Source organism: Nocardia sp. NPDC005366 (assembly GCF_040606855.1).
Classification (GTDB): domain Bacteria; phylum Actinomycetota; class Actinomycetes; order Mycobacteriales; family Mycobacteriaceae; genus Nocardia.
Genome location: NZ_JBEXFQ010000020.1, coordinates 21,548 through 38,582, shown reverse-complemented (window position 1 = coordinate 38,582; position 17,035 = coordinate 21,548). Strand labels below are relative to the sequence as shown.

At 65.2% G+C, this 17,035-nt stretch carries 18 protein-coding genes; 16 read left to right on the top strand and 2 right to left on the bottom strand.

Annotation, left to right across the window (positions count from 1 at the left end):
* Nucleotides 1–32 precede the first annotated feature (32 nt).
* Nucleotides 33–251, top strand: coding sequence for an MbtH family protein (locus tag ABZS43_RS22580; protein ID WP_355037912.1), 219 nt, complete (start codon nt 33–35; stop codon nt 249–251).
* A 65-nt stretch (nt 252–316) separates the two neighbouring features.
* Here the strand turns inward: ABZS43_RS22580 and ABZS43_RS22575 are convergent, their stop codons facing one another.
* Nucleotides 317–1,699, bottom strand: coding sequence for a helix-turn-helix transcriptional regulator (locus ABZS43_RS22575; RefSeq protein WP_355037911.1), 1,383 nt, complete (start codon nt 1,697–1,699; stop codon nt 317–319).
* A 257-nt stretch (nt 1,700–1,956) separates the two neighbouring features.
* Here ABZS43_RS22575 and ABZS43_RS22570 point away from each other — a divergent pair, with 257 nt between their 5' ends.
* The 4 genes from ABZS43_RS22570 (at nt 1,957) to ABZS43_RS22555 (ending at nt 4,932) form a co-directional block, all read left to right on the top strand.
* Nucleotides 1,957–2,145, top strand: a complete 189-nt coding sequence (locus ABZS43_RS22570; RefSeq protein ID WP_355037910.1) for a hypothetical protein — start codon at nt 1,957–1,959, stop codon at nt 2,143–2,145.
* 4 nt (nt 2,146–2,149) lie between these two features.
* Complete coding sequence (locus tag ABZS43_RS22565) at nt 2,150–2,416, top strand: hypothetical protein (RefSeq protein WP_355037909.1); 267 nt, start codon at nt 2,150–2,152, stop codon at nt 2,414–2,416.
* Nucleotides 2,417–2,508: 92 nt separating this feature from the next.
* Entirely contained in the window at nt 2,509–3,897 is a 1,389-nt protein-coding gene (gene hpnE, locus ABZS43_RS22560) for a hydroxysqualene dehydroxylase HpnE (RefSeq protein ID WP_355037908.1), read from the top strand.
* A gap of 210 nt (nt 3,898–4,107) precedes the next feature.
* Nucleotides 4,108–4,932, top strand: a complete 825-nt coding sequence (locus ABZS43_RS22555) for a hypothetical protein (RefSeq protein ID WP_355037907.1) — start codon at nt 4,108–4,110, stop codon at nt 4,930–4,932.
* Nucleotides 4,933–5,030: 98 nt separating this feature from the next.
* On the opposite strand, the gene ABZS43_RS22550 is transcribed toward ABZS43_RS22555, so the two are convergent.
* Complete coding sequence (locus tag ABZS43_RS22550; RefSeq protein ID WP_355037906.1) at nt 5,031–5,939, bottom strand: oxygenase MpaB family protein; 909 nt, start codon at nt 5,937–5,939, stop codon at nt 5,031–5,033.
* 344 nt (nt 5,940–6,283) lie between these two features.
* Here ABZS43_RS22550 and ABZS43_RS22545 point away from each other — a divergent pair, with 344 nt between their 5' ends.
* From ABZS43_RS22545 to ABZS43_RS22495, 11 genes are all read left to right on the top strand, one after another.
* Nucleotides 6,284–6,760 (top strand): transposase, encoded by a 477-nt coding sequence (locus ABZS43_RS22545; RefSeq protein WP_355037905.1) that lies wholly within the window; start codon nt 6,284–6,286, stop codon nt 6,758–6,760.
* A 964-nt stretch (nt 6,761–7,724) separates the two neighbouring features.
* Nucleotides 7,725–7,949, top strand: coding sequence for a hypothetical protein (locus tag ABZS43_RS22540; RefSeq protein ID WP_355037904.1), 225 nt, complete (start codon nt 7,725–7,727; stop codon nt 7,947–7,949).
* The gene (locus ABZS43_RS22535) at nt 7,949–8,137 is read left to right on the top strand and encodes a hypothetical protein (protein WP_355037903.1); all 189 of its coding nucleotides are present in this window, start codon (nt 7,949–7,951) and stop codon (nt 8,135–8,137) included. The genes ABZS43_RS22540 and ABZS43_RS22535 overlap by 1 nt, the downstream gene beginning before the upstream one ends.
* Nucleotides 8,138–8,428: 291 nt before the next feature.
* Complete coding sequence (locus tag ABZS43_RS22530; RefSeq protein WP_355037902.1) at nt 8,429–9,283, top strand: ABC transporter permease; 855 nt, start codon at nt 8,429–8,431, stop codon at nt 9,281–9,283.
* Between the two features lies 1 nt (nt 9,284).
* Nucleotides 9,285–10,148 carry an ABC transporter permease gene (locus ABZS43_RS22525; RefSeq protein WP_355037901.1) on the top strand — a complete coding sequence of 288 codons (864 nt, stop codon included), beginning with the start codon at nt 9,285–9,287 and terminating at the stop codon, nt 10,146–10,148.
* A gap of 9 nt (nt 10,149–10,157) precedes the next feature.
* Complete coding sequence (locus ABZS43_RS22520) at nt 10,158–11,603, top strand: MCE family protein (protein WP_355037900.1); 1,446 nt, start codon at nt 10,158–10,160, stop codon at nt 11,601–11,603.
* Nucleotides 11,604–11,605: 2 nt separating this feature from the next.
* Nucleotides 11,606–12,628, top strand: coding sequence for an MlaD family protein (locus tag ABZS43_RS22515; protein WP_355037899.1), 1,023 nt, complete (start codon nt 11,606–11,608; stop codon nt 12,626–12,628).
* The gene (locus ABZS43_RS22510; protein ID WP_355037898.1) at nt 12,619–13,638 is read left to right on the top strand and encodes an MCE family protein; all 1,020 of its coding nucleotides are present in this window, start codon (nt 12,619–12,621) and stop codon (nt 13,636–13,638) included. The genes ABZS43_RS22515 and ABZS43_RS22510 overlap by 10 nt, the downstream gene beginning before the upstream one ends.
* On the top strand, nt 13,638–14,738 hold the full coding sequence (locus ABZS43_RS22505; RefSeq protein ID WP_355037897.1) for an MCE family protein: 1,101 nt from the start codon (nt 13,638–13,640) through the stop codon (nt 14,736–14,738). Before ABZS43_RS22510 ends, ABZS43_RS22505 begins: the two co-directional genes overlap by 1 nt.
* The gene (locus ABZS43_RS22500; protein WP_355037896.1) at nt 14,735–15,850 is read left to right on the top strand and encodes an MCE family protein; all 1,116 of its coding nucleotides are present in this window, start codon (nt 14,735–14,737) and stop codon (nt 15,848–15,850) included. Before ABZS43_RS22505 ends, ABZS43_RS22500 begins: the two co-directional genes overlap by 4 nt.
* Nucleotides 15,847–17,025, top strand: a complete 1,179-nt coding sequence (locus ABZS43_RS22495; RefSeq protein WP_355037895.1) for an MlaD family protein — start codon at nt 15,847–15,849, stop codon at nt 17,023–17,025. Before ABZS43_RS22500 ends, ABZS43_RS22495 begins: the two co-directional genes overlap by 4 nt.
* Nucleotides 17,026–17,035 lie beyond the last annotated feature (10 nt).

Here is a 17,035-nt window from a genome sequence, read left to right as displayed (position 1 = left end):
CGATTTCCGATCCCCCGAGGAAGGCAACCACTATGAGCAATCCGTTCGACGACGACTCCGCCCAGTTCTACGTCCTCATCAACGAGGAGGGCGAACATTCGCTGTGGCCGATCTTCGCCGCGGTACCGACCGGCTGGACCATCGCGCACGGGGCAGCCGCCCGCACCGCCTGCCTCGAATACGTCGAAGCCCACTGGCTGGATATGCGCCCGGCGTCGCTCATCGCCGCGATGAACCCCGAAGCCAACTGAATAAGCGGGACGCACCGGTGAACATCCCCTTGCCGACCGGTGCGTCCCGCCCCCACGTGCCAGGGCTATGCCCGGCTGTGCGCCGATTCGATGACCATATGGGCCTGTTGACGCCAATCGGAGATCGCGCGGCCGTGCAACCGCTCGAGGGTGGAATCGAACTGTTTGGCCCGCTTGGTCACCGTCAGGCCCACGTAGGTGTGGCCGTCGGTGATGGCGGCGGTGGCGACAGCGCAGGCCTCGTCCACCTCGCCCGAGACGAGCAGCGCCGCGGCGTGCTCGAACCGCACCAGGGCCGGTTCCATCGTCTCGCGCGGATCGTAGAGCGATATCGCGTGCGCGGCGGCCAGCGCGGTCTCCTCGGGGCGGCCGAGCCTGGCATAGCCGATCGCTCGGTAGAAGGCGAGTTTCTCCGGCCGGAAGGAGAAGATGCCCACCGGGAGGTCCGCTGCCTGCGCGCCGTCGAGCGCCGCGGCCGACTTGTCGATGCAGTAGGCGAACTGGTCGGCGTCACCGAGGCCGGCGTGCGCGCGTGCGGCCATTCCCCACAACCAGGCCGCCGCCGCGCCCGTGCGAGGATTCTCGGCGAGCCGGGGCGCGAGCATGTTCAGCACCTCCTGCGGCTTATCGCTGTAGGTGGGCAGATAGGCGAGACCAGCGAGGGCGATATCCTCCGAATAGCGGTCGCCGATATCCTGCGCCGCGTGAATCGCGGTGGTGTACCAGTTTCGCGCCCGACCGAAATATCCTTCGTTGAAAAGTATTTCGCCGACGACATTCGCCAATCTGCCCGCGGTGCGGACCAGGCGAATCTGGTGGAGAGTCGCCTGTCTTTCGCCCAGACAGCCGCGAACCGTTCGGAATTGTTCCAAGGTGGTGTGCAGTAATTCGTGCGGGGGCACCTGCACCACCTGGCTGCCGAGCAGGTCGGCGGCCTCTTCCAGCAACCCCAGTCTGCGTTCGCTGATCGATCCGGCATCCAGTGTCGCGAGCATCTTCTCGGGTTCGTTCGCCACGAGGTCTGCCGCCTGGCCAGCCAGGCCCGCGCCGATGCAGGCCAGCAACTCTCGACGTCTCACGTCGTCTTCCTCGACTTCCTTGTCGAGCCCGATCGGCGCTGCACGGATCGCCGTGTGTTCCAGCGCTGTATACCTACCGAGCTTGGTGTTCCGCACGAGCGCCGAGCTCGCGTCTCCGGTTTCACTGGCCGCGTCGTGGCCCGCCGTGATCGCCCGCTCGAATCGCGCGACGACAACTGGATCGGCCTCGGATAGCACCCGGTCGAGCAAACGCCTGCTTGCGGCATGCATCCGGGTTGTCCGGCCCTTCTCCCACAAGACAACGGTGCGCGGGGTAACGCCCACCAAGCGCGCGAACTCGTAGCGACTTCGCCGCATCGCCGCGCGAAGCGCCATCACGTCTTCGCCCGTCCAGTCGATCTCAACCATAGGTCCTGCTTCCTCACGCCAGGCCGACTCGATCGGAAATTACTCGCAATTACCGCATTCGGGTCTGTTATCTACCGAATCGCAACGCGCACTCTGGAACTGCATCCGGCACCGGGGTTGTGCCCAGACCTTTCGAAGGCGTCGGCTCTCCGGAAAACGTGGCGCACGGTCCCGAGGCGGTCCGATCCAGCCGCTTCGAGCGCCGTTTCCGGTGGCGCCTTCCGGTGCCGGATGCACTGACCACTCGGAGGTGAACGATGGACGTGCTGCACTCGGATATCAGGGAACTGTGGCTGATTCAGAGCCGTGACTGCACGCAGGAACCATTATCCCTCGACGAGGACCGCGCCCGATTCATCCGCTCGGTGCACGCGGGCCACGGCGCGGCCTGCCGTCAGTACTTAGCGGCGTCGGCCTTCTGTTTCCGCCGAGCCGCGCAGCGCTGAACCCGTGGGATCGCTGTGGTCGATCCTCACCGGCTGCGGTCTGCTGGTCGCGGTGGTGGGGATGGTCGACAGCTGGCTCGGAGGCAACCGCGCATCCGACGAACATGACGTCCGGACAGCGTCTTTCACTGTCGAGCAGGCGCATCTGGTGATGCAGTCGCATCGCGTATGCCGTGCCGACGCCTGCCCGAGGAAAGGCGCGGCCTTCCGCACTCTCGTCGCCGCGGGGCGCATCGTGCCCGACGCGCGCGCCGACCGCTATTCGCTGTAAAGAGCCATCTGCCATCGGATGTGGCTGTACAACAACGACATCGTACTGCGATGATGACAGTAAATACGTCTCATTGATTCACGGAGGTGTCGATGGCCGAGAAGGAATCCGCGCACGTCGTGGTCGCCGGCGCTGGTCTCGCGGGACTGGCTACGGCGGTCTGGCTCGCCGAGGCGGGCCATCGGGTCACCCTGGTGGAGAAGCGGGGACGGCTGGGCGGTCGGACGATCTCGTTCGAGGTGGCTGGTATCGAGGGGCGAGTCGACAACGGTCAGCATCTGTTCGCGGGATGCTACGACGCGCTCCTGCGGTACATCGACACCATCGGCACGCGGGACCGGCTGTTCTGGGACGCACCGCCGTTCGCGATCAGAACCGGACCGGATCAGTTGCTGACCATGCGCGCGCCGAAGTGGTTGCCGCCCACGCTGCGCCGTGCCGTCGGACTGTCCTGGATGGCCTGGCCGCCGATTCCGTGGCGCGATCGCCCCGCCGCCGTGCGCACCTGGGCGAAGATCGCGCGCGCCGCGCTGCGGCCCGCCCCGGAACTCGATGATCTCACGGTGGACCGGTGGTTCCGCCGGATCGGAGCGCCGGAATCGTTGCGCGCGTTGGTCCTCGACCAATTCGTCATCGGCCTGCTGAACGAGAAGCCGGATCGGGTATCGGCCTTCATGTTCGCCCAGACACTGCGTTTCATCGGCCGTCGCGCGCTCGCGGGGAATCCTCGGGCCGGTGACGCGGTGTGGCCACGCGTGAGTCTGCACGAGCTGTTCGTCGCGCCTGCCGAGCAGTACCTGCGGGCACGCGGCGCGCAGGTTGTCGTCGGAACCGGTGTCGCCGATATCGAACTCACCGAGGACCGCCTCACCGGTGTCAGGCTCACGGACGGGCGCGTGATCGACGCCGACGCCGCCGTGCTCGCGCTGCCGCCGTGGTCGCTGACGACACTGCTCGATCGAGGACTGCTCGGGCAGTACGACCATTTCGCGCCTGCCCGCAAGATCGAGCCCGCACCGATTTCGAGTGTGTACGTGTGGCTGGATCGTCCACTGCGGATGCGGCGGCTCGCGGAGAACCTGCGCGACACCACCATCGAGTGGGTGTTCGACACCACCGGTATGCACGGCGTCGAGACCGAGGCGGGGCACTGCTATTCGCTGGCCGTCAGCGCCTCCTGGGATGTGATCCACCTGCCCAACGCCGAATTCACCGCGGCGGCAGTGGAATCGCTGGTACAGCACTATCCGGAGGCGCGCGCGGCGAAGGTGTTGCGCACCCACGTCATCCACCAGCCGCAGGCGACGTTCTCCGCGCAACCGGGTTTCGACGCGTTACGCCTGCCGCAGCGCACACCCATCGACGGTCTGTTCCTCGCGGGTGACTGGACGCGGACCGCACTGCCCTCGACCATGGAGGCCGCCGCCGAGAGCGCCGTTCTCGCCGTCGCCGCTACCCGCGAATTCCTCGACGCGAGATGACCACCCGCTCGACTCCCGGGAATCAAGGGCGCTGAACAGCCCGGAAGTCCCTGGTGACCGTGCCTTTTCGCGACTGTCGTCGCATCTTCGACCAATCCGCGCGCAGGGTGGGTCCGAATGGGAAACGACAAGAACTTTCAGGATGAAAGGCGATAGATGGGCACCGGCAAGCACAGGGCAATCAGCCCGCGTCGACAGAAGATAGGGTCCATGGTCGTGGCGGGCGCGGTTCCCGTGGTTCTTACCCTGGTGGGGAGCGGCACCGCGGATGCCGAGCCGGACCAGTACATCCCGGCGAGCCGGACCGACCACGCCGCCTCGATCGCCGACGACGCCGATTCGCCCGGTGCCGCGGTCACACCGGCGGCTCAGGACGAGGCCAAGCAGTGGCCCGCCGTGGAGGTGCCGAACGTGCGTCCGTACCTGGGCAGGCGCATCCCCGATGACACGCTGACATCACTGCAGTGGGCGCGGCCGATACCGAAGGCCGAGTACCTGGCTCCGCTGGAAGCGCTGCACGCGCCCGTCGCGGTCACGCCGGTGCCGCCGATCGCGCCGCCGCCAGGCAAGTTGCGCTTCGGCGACGTGCAGGTCGAGTCGCCGGAGTGGCTGCCGAAGGAACAGGCCATCCAGATCAACGACGGAGCGGCCATCGGCGAGGCCAATATCGCGACGTTCCTCGATTCGGTCGGCATGGAACGCACTCGCTCCGACCGTGTCGCGAGCCAGACCCTCGGCGCCGCCGCCATCGGCGCGACGGCGGGCGCGGCGTTCGCGAGCCCGTTCGCGCTCATCGGCGCGGGCGTCGGTGGTGGACTCGGCCTGGCCATCGGCATGCCGTTCGCGCCCATCGGTCTCGCCGCCGCCCCGCTCGGCGCGGCCTACGGCGCGGCCCTGATGGCCGCTCCGCTCGCGGCCATCGGCGCGGGTATCGGCGCGGGTATCGGGGCGACGGCCGCACTCGCCGCGCCGCCGCGGGCCATCGCCGTGGTGTCCGATGCCGCCGCCGGTGCCGACGAGACGGTCAACGGCTGATCGGATGACGCCGGTGCCCGCTTCGGGATCTTCGAGGCAGGCTGATCCGTGTGCGACGGCGGGCCCGCCAACTGCCCGCCGTCGCCGCGCCCGCTCCGTCAGACCAGTGGTTTCTGCCTGCGCATACGGTGCCGGAGATCGGCCAGCAGCACATGGGTGCCCCCGTGGCGCAGGGGGCGCGGGATGAAACGGTTGACGAAACCGACGAAGACGAACAGGTGCTCGAAACGGCGCTGATCCGCGGCGGTCCACTTCAGGTGCAACTGCTCACGGAAATGCGGGGCGAGGAATCCGATGGTGAGGAATTGCAGCAGCCTCTTGAACGGCAATCGCATGTACCAGTGGATCATCCGTAGATTCAGCAGATCATCGACGTAGGACCGCACGAAGTCGTCCATGATCGCCTGCTCGCAGGCCTTGTTCCAGTACTCGTCGAAATCCTTGCGGGTGGCGGGCCACATCTCCTCGGTGACCTGAAGGGTGGTGCCGAGCGTGGACGACGACGCGTAGAACGCCTCGGCCTGTTCCTCGCTCATCCGCCCCTGGAGCAGCTGGTAGGTGTCCTCGAAGCCGATGTACAGGCATGCGGCGACCCACATCTGGAGATCGCGGTCGAAGGCGTTGTACTTCACCGGGGCGCCCGGCTCCGAGCGAACATGCCGGTGCACCGAGTTCACCGCCTCCCGATACGCCGCCCGTTCCTCCTCGGTACCAAGGATGGCCACGGCAAGGTATTGGGTGGTGGTGCGCGCCCGTTTCCACGGGTGTTTCATCAGAGACCCCGACTCCACCTTGCTCTCCGCGACGCCGTATCCGACCCCCGGCCGCGCCATCTGCATCGCCACATTGGCCGCGGCGCCCGCGAAGGACCAGAAGTCCAACGCGTCGGACAGTTTGATCGGCCGCTTGGTGAGCGGCCGATGCGAGGTGCTGATGTGGATGCGGGTCTGATCCCCGTGCAGGGGCGTGGCGTCCTGGTGATCCCTCGGCTGAGCGGCGGCGGTCATCGTGTAACCGCCTTGGATACCCCGTCGTTCACGGCGGGGAGGAAGAGGTGTGCGTGTCGTTTCTGTTGCATCGCATGATCTTTCGTTGGATCGAACGTATGGGCGAAGTGGTGCGCTACACCTACAGGCTGCGGCCTGGACGCATCGCTGAAGCTGCTTTGTCGACTTGGGTGTGTCGACCACGGCCACGACCGCCGATCCGGCGTTCGATCTGCCCTACCTCGGTCACCGGAGACGGTGTGCTGCCGAGTTGGCGAAGGCACAGCGGAAGATGGCTCGTCGTTTATCGGAAGGGTCGGCCTGGTAGCAGGGGGTACGTCGAGGCGAAGCGTCGGGCGGCGAAGTTGGCGAAGAAAGCGGCCCGGCAGAATATCCATGACTCCCGTGTGTGGGCGAAGCGGGTTGTCGAGCGCCATGATCTGATCGCTGTCGAGGATTTCAAGCCGCTGTTTCTGGCGAAGTCCACGATGGCGAGGAAGGCTGCTGACGCCGCTATCGGTGTGGCGAAGCGTGAGTTGATCGAGGGTGCTGGCCGGGCCGGGCGGAGGGTGGTGTTGGTTCGGCCCGCCTATACGACGATGACGTGCGGTAGCTGTTTCGTGAGAGCCAAGCGACTCGAACTGCACGAACGTGGTTTCTCGTGTTCTTTCTGTGGTTTCACCGATTCGAGGGACCGCAACGCCGCCAGAGTGATTCTGGTTGTGGCAGAACGGGTCCACACCAGTGTCGATGACGTGAGACAAGCGGATTCGCCTCCTTCGGGGGTTGGTTCGGTTGCTGTCCGAGCTGGAAATCTCCCCGCCTTCAGGCGGGAGAATTAAGAGAGTCCTTTCGTGGTACGGCGGACGAGGCGAACGAGCGGGATCGCGATGGTCCGCGCGACGGCGGCGAGACTCGCGGCGAAGAGCAGGCAGCCGAGAAACTCGAAAACTGTCGACTCCGCGCCGAGAATCCTGTTGATCGCCTTGGTATCCCGACTCTCGGATCGAGAGACGGGACGGGCCTCTCGGCCGAAGCGCGACCGGGGCCGGCGAGAATCCGGTGCACGCCGAGATCGGCGGCTCGCGGCACGGTGTGAAACGTCATCGAACCTCCGGCGGCATGCGAAGCGGGTGGCCCCGCACCCGGTATGTTACTGCATATTCTTCTAATTTCGCAGCGTTGGGCTCGATCGATTCGGGCGGGTGCGCGGCGGGTTACGCGGGTGCGAAATGCGGTGTATAGCCAGGTAATGCGGCTGTTGAGACTTGGCCATTGCTTGACTTCCCGGGTGGCGCTGCGCAGAGGTAGTTATCGACAGATCGGACGATCTCGCCGATCGATACCGGCCGTTCGCCCGGTTGTGCGCTCATCGGTTCGGTGCCGTCCGGTCGCCGAGGATTGTCGAACGCGTTCGTCGTCTGCGATCCTCTGCTCGTGGGCGGACCCGTAGTACGTGTCGCGGAAACGGCGCGATGGGGTGTGCGACCCTCGTGCCGCCGTTCGCGCCGGACCTCTTCCCGTGCTGTGTCGCCGAACATCCCGGTAGTGTCGGCCGGGAGAACCGTCACCAACATAGTTCACTTAGTCGGCGACATAACTGGTCATATACATGCGTAGTTGCGGGTAGTTGTGAGGGATATTCGCTCGAAGGACTTCCATATATTCGAGAATCGTGCGTAACATAGCTCCCCGTACCGGACGGATGGTCACGCGATCGGCTCGATCCGTGGCGTGACCATCCCCTCGGGGCCGCGGCAGTGGGGCCGCTGGTGCTCGTTCCGGCGTAGGAAAGGACGCACGTACATGCTCGAGAAGCTGGATCGAATATTCAGCTACGAGATGAAGGTTTCCGAGTTCGTCGGAACCCTGATCATCCTCGGAATCCCTTACGGGCTGATCGGTCTCATCTGGACGCTGACGCACACGAGTCACCTGAAGGATATGCACGGACTCGACGTCGTCATGTCCTTCCTCGGTTCCATCGTGTGCTGGCCGGTGCTCACCTTCTCGAATGTGTGCATGACCTGATGATGTTTCTGGTGTGGCTCATCGACATCCTGGTGATCGGAATCAAGATCCTCGGTGGGCGTATGAAGGTCAATCCGATTCTGCGCTACGGACTGTGGGTCGCCGTGCTGAGCGCCCTCGCGGCGGGTATCGGCGTCGTCGGCTACCTCCTCGTATTGCTGCAGCATCACCTGAGCGGGGCCGCGTAGCCGCCAACGGCCGTATCGAGATCTATCCGGACGATAACTTACTGGACACTTAGATCGACCGCGTGGCTGTTCGCTGCTCGGATCAGCTCTAACCACCTGCTGATTTCGCCGTTCACGAGGTGCTTTTGCGAAGCGGTGACAGGTTTCCTTATAAGAATTAGCATTCACATCTGTGTTGTGTCTCACGTCGTACCTATGCGACACTGCACACGCTCCGCGCCTCGCCCGGGGGCGACCGGCACGCCGGTCGGCGAGTGGGCGACGGACAGCCGGGAAAGGACTCGGGCACCAGTGACCATCACCGAACGACCGCCTGAACAGACAGATCTGGGATTGGCGGTCCAGGACCTGAAGGGGTTGTGGCAGCGGCATCCACAGCGCTCGCTCGAAACGCTCGGCCGTCAAGTGATGCTGGGCCGGGACGCGGTGATCGAGCTGTTCCGCGCGATTTTCGCGCGCCGGTTCCCGTATCACGAGTTCATCAGGCAGTGCGCGTTCATGGCCAGCGTCTCCGCGGCCCCCACGGTATTCGTCGCGATACCGATCGCCGTCGTCGTCTCGATCCAGGTGGGCGCGTTGGTGAATCAGGTCGGTGCGACCACCTTCATCGGTGCGGTCGCCGGCCTCGGCATCATTCGCCAGGGTGCGCCACTGGTGACCTCGTTGATGATCGCGGGCGCGGTGGGTTCGGCGATCTGCGCGGATCTCGGCTCGCGGACCATCCGCGAGGAGATCGACGCGATGATGGTCATGGGCGTCGACCCGGTACGGCGGCTCGTCGCACCGAGGTTGGTGGCCGCGGTGCTGGTCAGCATGCTGCTGTGTGGATTCGTCGTCTTCGTCGGATTCGCGACCGCCTATATGTTCAATGTCTACGCCCAGTCCGGGACGCCGGGATCGTTCATCAGCTCCTTCGCGTCCTTCGCGGTGGCGAACGATCTGAGCATCGCGCTGATCAAGGCGGCGATATTCGGCGCGCTGACCGCGATCATCGCCTGCGACATCGGATTACACGCCAAGGGTGGTCCGGGTGGTGTCGCGAACGCGGTCAATTCGGCGGTGGTCACCTCGGCACTGATGTTGTTCGCCACCAACATCATCCTCACGCAGCTGTACAACACGCTGTTTCCGACGAAGGTCATCTGAGATGGGCTCGCAGTACACCCCGCCCGCGCTGAAACCATTCCGGGGGGTCGGTACGGCAGTGGCCGTGCCGTACCGGATGAATCAGCGCGTCGGGCACCAGGTCATCACGTTCTTCCAGGCGTTGATGGCAATTCCGGTGGCGCTCAAGCATTATCGCAAAGAGGTGCTGCGGCTCACCGCCGACGTCGGGTGGGGTAACGGATCGCTCGTGGTCGGTGGGGGCACGGTGGGTGTCATCATCATCCTGTGCGCCTTCGGCGGCATCACGGTCGGCATGGAGTCGTACTCGGCGCTGAACCTGCTCACCATGGGGCCGCTGACCGGCGCCATCTCCGGTTTCGCGACCACGAGGGAACTGGCCCCGATCCTGGCCACGCTGGCCTTCGCCATCCAGGCCGGGTGCCGTTTCACCGCGCAACTCGGCTCGATGCGGATCTCCGAGGAGATCGACGCGCTCGAATCCATCGCCATCCGCCCGCTGCCCTATCTGGTGACCACCCGGATGATCGCGTCGACCCTGACCATCATTCCGCTGTACACGGTCGGTCTCGCCACCGCCTACCTGGCCACCAAACTGTCGGTCCTGTTCCTCGGCGGCACCTCCGCCGGTACCTACGACCACTACTTCTACCAATTCCTCGTCGGCCCCGACGTTTTCTTCTCCCTGCTCAAGGTCGCGGTGTTCACGCTGCTCGCGACCTTCATCCAGTGCTACTACGGCTACACCGCCACCGGCGGCCCCGAGGGTGTCGGGGTGGCGGCAGGCCGCGCGATCAAGATGGTCATCGTCGTCATGGTTTTCACCAATCTGTTTCTCACCCTTGCGATCTGGGGCATCGATCCCGGATTCCGGATCTCGGGATAGGGGCCGCCGATGTTGCTCGATCCCAGTGGACGCGGCCCGACCGCCCGCCAGCTCACCCTGTCCGGACTCGCCATGTTCGTGGCGCTCGTCGTCGCGATGGCGCTGCTCGCACTGCGATACAACGGGTACTTCGAGGAGAAGGTGCCGGTGACCGTCGAGCTCACCAGCACCGGTGACGGACTGCCCGCCCGTGCCGACGTGAAGTTCCGCGGCATGGTCGTCGGTTCCGTCGTCGAGGTGGAGGTGGTTGGCAAGGGCGTGCGTCAACGCGCCGAGGTCGATTTGAAACCCGATGTCGCTCACACGATTCCGGCCGGGGTGAAGGCGCGGGTGGTGCCGAACAACCTCTTCGGCGTCACCGCGATCGAATTGGTGGACACCGGTTCCGGCGGCGCGAAGCTGTCGGCGGGCGCGACGATTCCCGAGGATACCGGTGCGGGGGCCGTCCAACTGCAGACCACTCTCACCGTGCTGCGAGATGTGCTGGACAATATCCAGCCGGAGAAGCTCGGCCGGGTGCTCGCCACTTTGGCCGCCGCACTGGATCCTGGCGCCCGTGCCCCCGGTTCCACCGTCGAGCGCCTGGACAACTGGCTGTCCCAGATACATTCGACTCCCGGCATCGGCGATCTCCTCGGCGATCTCGGCCGCGCCAGCACCGAATTGAGCCGCTCCGCGCCCGAATTGGTCGGTGTGCTGACGGAATCGGTGACCGTGGCGCGCACGCTCACCGAACGCCGCGCGAATCTGGTCGCCCTGCTCGCGAACGCGAGTAACACCATCGACTCGGTGAACGGTCTGTTCGCGGCGAATCCGAATTCCGCGAAGGAACTCGTGCCAGGCCTCGACCAGGTCTTCGGCGATCTCGCCAAAGATCCGGAGGCAATCCCCTTCACGGTGCGCAATCTCAACGCGACATTGGGCAAACTCGGCTCGGTCTTCCATTTCGGTCCCAAGCGCCAGATGGTGTGGTCGATGGACGTGAGTCTCACGCCGTTCCAGCAGTACACCGCCTCGGAATGTCCGCACTACGGCCCGATGTACGGTCCGCGCTGCGGCGGGCCGACGGTTCCCGAGGTCGCTCCGGAGCAGGTGTATCCGCCGCAGATGATGCCGCGCTGGCTCGACGCCGCGGGGCCGGCGCCGGTCTCGATCGTGCCCGGCGCGCAGGGGGCGACGGGCGGGGGGGCGGCCGGGAGTCCCGCTATTCCAGGACTGCCCGCGATTCCTGGACTTCCGGCGATTCCCGGACTCACCGCACCGGCTTCCGACACCACCGGGACCGGCCATACCGCGGCCGTTCCCGGCGTCCGGCCGATCGCGGCGGGACGAGGGTACGCGGGCGTCGCCGCCGTCGTCGGCGGTGCGCCGACCGCGGCGCAACTGCTGCTGATCACACCGCTGCTCGCCGGAGGAACGGTGACCGTTTACGACACCGCAGAAGGAGGTAACTGACCGTGAAATCCGGTAAAGCGCTCGTCGGATTCAGCTTCTTCGCGGTGCTGGCGATCTTCTTGACCTACACGATCTGGTCCACCCTGCAACGATCGGTGCCGGGCGATACCGCGACCTATTCCGCGACCTTCTCCGATGTGATGGGGGTGCGGATCGGCGATGACGTCAGGATGGCCGGCGTACGCGTCGGCCGCGTCGACGCGATCGACTTCGATGACGACTACCTGGCCAGGATCGAATTCCGGATCCAGGACCGGCAGCGGCTGACCACCGCGACCAAGGCGCTGGTCCGGTACCAGAATCTGATCGGTCAGCGCTATATCGCCCTGATCCCCGGCGAGGGCGGCGGCGAGGCGCTGCGACCGGGCGGGCATATCCCCATCGAACGCACCGAGCCGTCCTTCGACGTCTCCTCGCTGCTGTCCGGGTTCGAACCGCTGTTCGGCGTGCTGCAACCGGATCAGGTGAATTCGCTGTCGGAGACGCTGATCCAGGCGCTGCAGGGCGATGGCGTCTCACTGAGCATGCTCATCACCCAGGCCGCGGAGTTGGCGGGCACCTTCGGCCAGCGCGACCGGATTCTCGGCGATGTCATCACCAACCTCAGCAGTGTGCTGAGCGGATTGGCCAATCGCAGCCAGGAACTGGAAACCCTCATCACCCAGGCCCGATCCCTCGTGGAGGCGCTCTACGCGGAGGGTGAGTCGCTGAAACATTCCGTCGACCAGGTCGCCACCGCGACCGATTCGCTGGTCGGGCTCATCACCCAGGTGAAACCCGATTTGGCCAGGGCGCAGAACGACGCGACCACCGGTATCGCGCTGCTGCTCGTCAACGGCGCGGCGCTCGACAACGCCGCGATCCAATTCCCGACGGTGCTCAACGCCTTGGCGCGGTTCACCAGCTACGGCGGCTACGCCAACGCCTACATCTGCCGACTCGACGTGTCGCTGTGGGGTGTACTCCTGCCACCGGGATTGTTCTCCCAGGTCGGCGGCGACTCTCAATCGGAGGTATGCCGATGACGACGGCACGTCGATGGTCCTGGTACTCGAAGAACCGGTATCTCTGGCTGGGTGTGGCAGCCGCGGCGGCGGTCGCGCTGTTACTGGTCGTCTCCAGCGCGGTCTCCGAGGCGCGGCTGGCGGATAAGACGATTCACGCGGAATTCGCACAGGCCGCCGGGCTGCGCCCCGGCGCGACGGTGGACGTCTCCGGAATCGAGGTCGGCGCGGTGCGCGCGGTCCGGTTGGTCGGCGACAAGGTCGTCGTCGACCTGCGCGTGCGCCGCGATCTGCGGCTCGGGCCGAATGCAAGGGCGGCGATCAAGATGTCGACCATCCTCGGCAGGCTCCATATCGAACTGACTCCGGGAAATGGAAAAGAACTGCCGCAGGACACGATTCGGTTGGAGAACACGGCGGTGCCCTACAACCTGGCCAAGGTGATCCAGGATCCGAAGTACACCTCGTCGTTCGAGCGGATCGAGCGGATCGACCCCGATAAATTACGGCAATCGCTGGACCTGCTCGATCGTCAGATGGGGGATTCCCCGCAGATGACGGTCGCGGCGCTGGACAGTATCGGCGCGCTGGCGAAGGTCATCAACGAACGCCGTGACGAAGTCGACACGCTACTGAAGAGCATGGACCAGGTATCGGAACTGGTCTCGGATAATCAGAACAGCGTGCTGGTGCTGCTGACCAGGGGCGAGGCGATCGGCAATGCCGTGGCCAAGCGGCAGACTCTGCTGCGCCAGCTCCTCGACAATGTCGCCGCGCTCTCGGGTCTGCTGCAGGACATGGGCGTCGAGAACAACGGCCAGCTCGGTCCGCTCATCGAGAATCTCAACACCATGACCGAGGGTCTGGAGAAGAATCGGGAGAACCTGGACCGGCTCTACGAGATCATGCCGGTCGCGTTCCGGCAGTTCAACAATGCGCTCGGCAACGGGCCGTACGGTGATGTCTGGGCGCCGTGGTTCCTCCCCGACAACTGGCTTTGTTTCGCACAGGCGGTACCGGGATGCAACTGATGAATTTTCGTACCATGTCGAAACTCGTGGTGATGTGCGCCGCCGTGGCCTTCGCCTCGGGATGCTCGATTCTGCCGGAGAGCATCGCCTCGTTGCCGGGAGAGTATCTCGACGAACATCTGCGCATCAGCGCGGATTTCGAGAATGTGGCCGGTCTCTACGCCGGTAACGAGGTGGCCGTGCTCGGCGTTCCGGTGGGCAGAGTCGACACGGTGACCGCACGCGGCAGCTATGTCGAAGTGATCATGTCGATCGATAAGGACGTCAAGCTGCCCGCGAACGCGATAGCAGCGCTGATCTCCCCGCAGCTGATCACCAACCGGCATGTGGAACTGGCTCCCGCCTACACCGGCGACGGGCCGGTGCTCGCCGACGGCGATCATATTCCGTTGGCACGCACCAGAACCCCTGTCGAATTGGATCGGATCCTGGAGAATTTCGATCAGCTCGGCGCGGCGCTCGCCGGCGACAACCAGAACGGCCCGATGGCCAGCCGGGTGCTCTTCCCGCTGCTCGACGGCAACGGTGATCGGCTGCGAGAGACGCTGGACGCGCTGTCCTCGGCCTTCGAGGTCACCTTCGCCAACAAGGACCAGATCGCCAATACCATCGTCAAACTCAACGACATCACCCAGGTGATCGCCTCCAACGACCAGACGGTGCGCGACTTCAGCGGCAGGCTGACCGAATTGGTGCAGCTGATGGGCGAGCAGGCTCCCGGCCTGCACGCCGTGCTGACACAGCTCAACGATTTCGTCGCCAATACCTCGGCGGTCGTCGGTCAGAACAGGGATCAGCTGGCAGGCGCACTCACCCGATTCGTCACCATCACCGAGCAGATGCGCGCCAACGCCCGCGGACTGACCGAAATCATCGATGTGACACCGCTGTTCCTCCAGAACTTCTCCAACGCCGTGAGCCGGGATCAGCGTGCGCTGCGCCTGCACGGTCTGCTGGACAAGGCGGTGCTCGATGGCGAGGCGTTGGGGCTGTTCTGCGAACGCGTGCAGATGCGGCTCGACGGCTGCCGTACCGGAAAGATTCAGGATATGGGTCCGGACTTCGGTCTCACCGCCGCGCTGCTCGGGATCACCAAATGAGCGCGCGCACAGGTAGTTACGCGATCAAGGCGATGGTCGCGCTGGTCACCGCGGTCGGTATCGGCGCGGCCACCGGATGCGCGGTCACCGTGGCGAACATGCCGATGCCGAAACCGGGTATCGGCGGCGACGGCTACGTCATCCACGCCGCCTTCCACGACGCGCTCAACCTGCCGGAGCGCGCCCACGTGAAGATCGGCGGCACCGATATCGGGGTCGTGACAGAGATCGAGTCGACCAATTTCATCGCCGACGTCGAGATGCTGATCCGTGACGATATCCAGTTGCCGCGCGGCACCACGGCCGAACTGCGCCAGGCCACCCCGCTCGGCGACATCTTCATCGCCATGACACTGCCCGCCACGGCACCGGACACGCAGCTGCTGCGTCCCGGCGACACCATCGGTGTCGAGCACACCGCGGCGGGAGCCTCCGTCGAGCAGTTGATGGTCTCCATCTCCATGCTGCTCAACGGCGGCGGCCTGAATCAGGCCGCCAAGATCACCTCCGAGATGGATTCCATGTTCGCCGGGCGGGCGCCGCAACTGGCGCATGTGCTGAACGAACTGTCCAGCGCGATCGCGGCGCTCAACGCGCGCACAGCCGATATCGACGGCACGCTGTCCGGCATCACCGTACTGACCGGTGAACTCGCCCGGCGCAAGGCCGAACTCGGTGTGGCCGCCGATACCTTCCCCGGGCTGTTGGGGTTGGTGGCAGAGAACAACAAGGATATCGCCGGTCTCATCGAGAAGGTCTCGGTGACCATGGCCGCGCTCGGCGATTTCACCGAGACCACCTCGCCGGAATTCGTGAGTCTTTTCGACAGCGTCCAGAAACTGATGTCCGGTTTCACCCAGTCCACGGAGTTGGGCCAGGCGCTGGAGCGTTTCGACCAGGTCTACCCGTCCGTCATGGCCTCTTTCGAAGGACCGACCCTGGCCGTCGCCGCGACGGTTTCGTTCCTGAGCATCGGCGCGCTGACCGATCCCGCGGGCAGCAGAGCACCCGAACTCGGCGATGTCCCCGCCTTCATCGGCAGTCTCACCCAGGTGATCGAGAAGGTCATCGGCAGGTTGAACAGCACACCGCGGCCGGGAGGCGGACGATGAATATCCCGTTGTGGAACTACCTGGTTCGCCACCGGATCGGCGTCGCGAATATCGGGCTGATCGTCGTGCTGATACTGGGCTCGGCCTACCTCGGCGCCGCGGTGCTGCGATTCAACCCGCTGCCGAGCACGTATCGGGTCACCGTCGAACTGGAGACCTCGGGCGGGCTGCTGGCCAATCACGATGTGACCTTCCGCGGTACCAGGGTCGGCAAGGTGGCGCAGGTGCGGATATCCGACACCGGTATCACCGCGATCGCCGAAATAAACTCGGGCGCGAAGATTCCCGTCGGCGGCACGGTCGCGGTCGGCAGGCTCTCGGCGGCGGGCGAGCAATATCTGGATTTCCGGCCGGATTCCGACACCGGCCCGTATCTGGTCGACGGATCGGTGGTCGAGCGAGCGCGGACCAAGGCGCCGGTCACGATCGAATCGCTGCTCACCAATGTGAGCAGCCTGATCGGCGGGATGAATCCGCAGCGGCTCAACGTGATCATCGATGAGCTGGACAAGGCATTGGCGGGCGGTCCGGATCGTCTGCGCAACATGATCTCCGGGATCAGCAGGGCCATGGCAGGACTGGACGGACTGCTCCCGCAGACCCGTCAGCTGATCGAGAACCTCGGCGTGATCTCGGAGACGACCTCGCACGCGCAACCGGATCTGACCACGCTGACCACCGGCGCTGGCGCGCTGTTCGAACAGCTGACAGCGGCCGATCAGGAGGTGCGCCGCTTCTTGGATCTCGCGCCCGGGCAATTGGCGACACTGGGCGGATTCGTGGAGGAGACCAAGGACCCGATCACGAACCTGGTGACGAATTTCGTCGCGATCACCAGATCGGCGAAACTGCGCGCGCCCGCCATCGCCGCGCTGTTCCCCGCTCTGCGCGAAGGGGTCGAGGCGGTCGGCATCCCGTCCTACGACGGTTCGTTCCACACCCTGGTCGACCCGTGGCCCCGGCCGACCTGCGATTACGACACCATCCCCGTGGTCCCGACGCTGGAGACGACCGATACCAGGGTGCGGCTGTACAACTACTGCGTCACCAGCGACCCGGCCCTGCAGGTCCGCGGATCGGCGAACGCCCCCCGGCCGAATGTGCCGGACAACGGTTCCGGGCCGCCGCCCGGGGTCACCGGCAACGAACTGTCTCGACCAGCACCCGGTAGATAGGAACGATTCG

Coding starts and splice junctions, on each gene's coding strand:
- ABZS43_RS22580 (WP_355037912.1), top strand. CDS start 33: ATGAGCAATCCGTTCGACGACGACTCCGCCCAGTTCTACGTCCTCATC.
- hpnE (WP_355037908.1), top strand. CDS start 2,509: ATGGCCGAGAAGGAATCCGCGCACGTCGTGGTCGCCGGCGCTGGTCTC.
- ABZS43_RS22570 (WP_355037910.1), top strand. CDS start 1,957: ATGGACGTGCTGCACTCGGATATCAGGGAACTGTGGCTGATTCAGAGC.
- ABZS43_RS22505 (WP_355037897.1), top strand. CDS start 13,638: ATGAATTTTCGTACCATGTCGAAACTCGTGGTGATGTGCGCCGCCGTG.
- ABZS43_RS22525 (WP_355037901.1), top strand. CDS start 9,285: ATGGGCTCGCAGTACACCCCGCCCGCGCTGAAACCATTCCGGGGGGTC.
- ABZS43_RS22495 (WP_355037895.1), top strand. CDS start 15,847: ATGAATATCCCGTTGTGGAACTACCTGGTTCGCCACCGGATCGGCGTC.
- ABZS43_RS22540 (WP_355037904.1), top strand. CDS start 7,725: ATGCTCGAGAAGCTGGATCGAATATTCAGCTACGAGATGAAGGTTTCC.
- ABZS43_RS22535 (WP_355037903.1), top strand. CDS start 7,949: ATGATGTTTCTGGTGTGGCTCATCGACATCCTGGTGATCGGAATCAAG.
- ABZS43_RS22550 (WP_355037906.1), bottom strand. CDS start 5,939: ATGACCGCCGCCGCTCAGCCGAGGGATCACCAGGACGCCACGCCCCTG.
- ABZS43_RS22575 (WP_355037911.1), bottom strand. CDS start 1,699: ATGGTTGAGATCGACTGGACGGGCGAAGACGTGATGGCGCTTCGCGCG.
- ABZS43_RS22555 (WP_355037907.1), top strand. CDS start 4,108: ATGGTCGTGGCGGGCGCGGTTCCCGTGGTTCTTACCCTGGTGGGGAGC.
- ABZS43_RS22510 (WP_355037898.1), top strand. CDS start 12,619: ATGCCGATGACGACGGCACGTCGATGGTCCTGGTACTCGAAGAACCGG.
- ABZS43_RS22520 (WP_355037900.1), top strand. CDS start 10,158: ATGTTGCTCGATCCCAGTGGACGCGGCCCGACCGCCCGCCAGCTCACC.
- ABZS43_RS22500 (WP_355037896.1), top strand. CDS start 14,735: ATGAGCGCGCGCACAGGTAGTTACGCGATCAAGGCGATGGTCGCGCTG.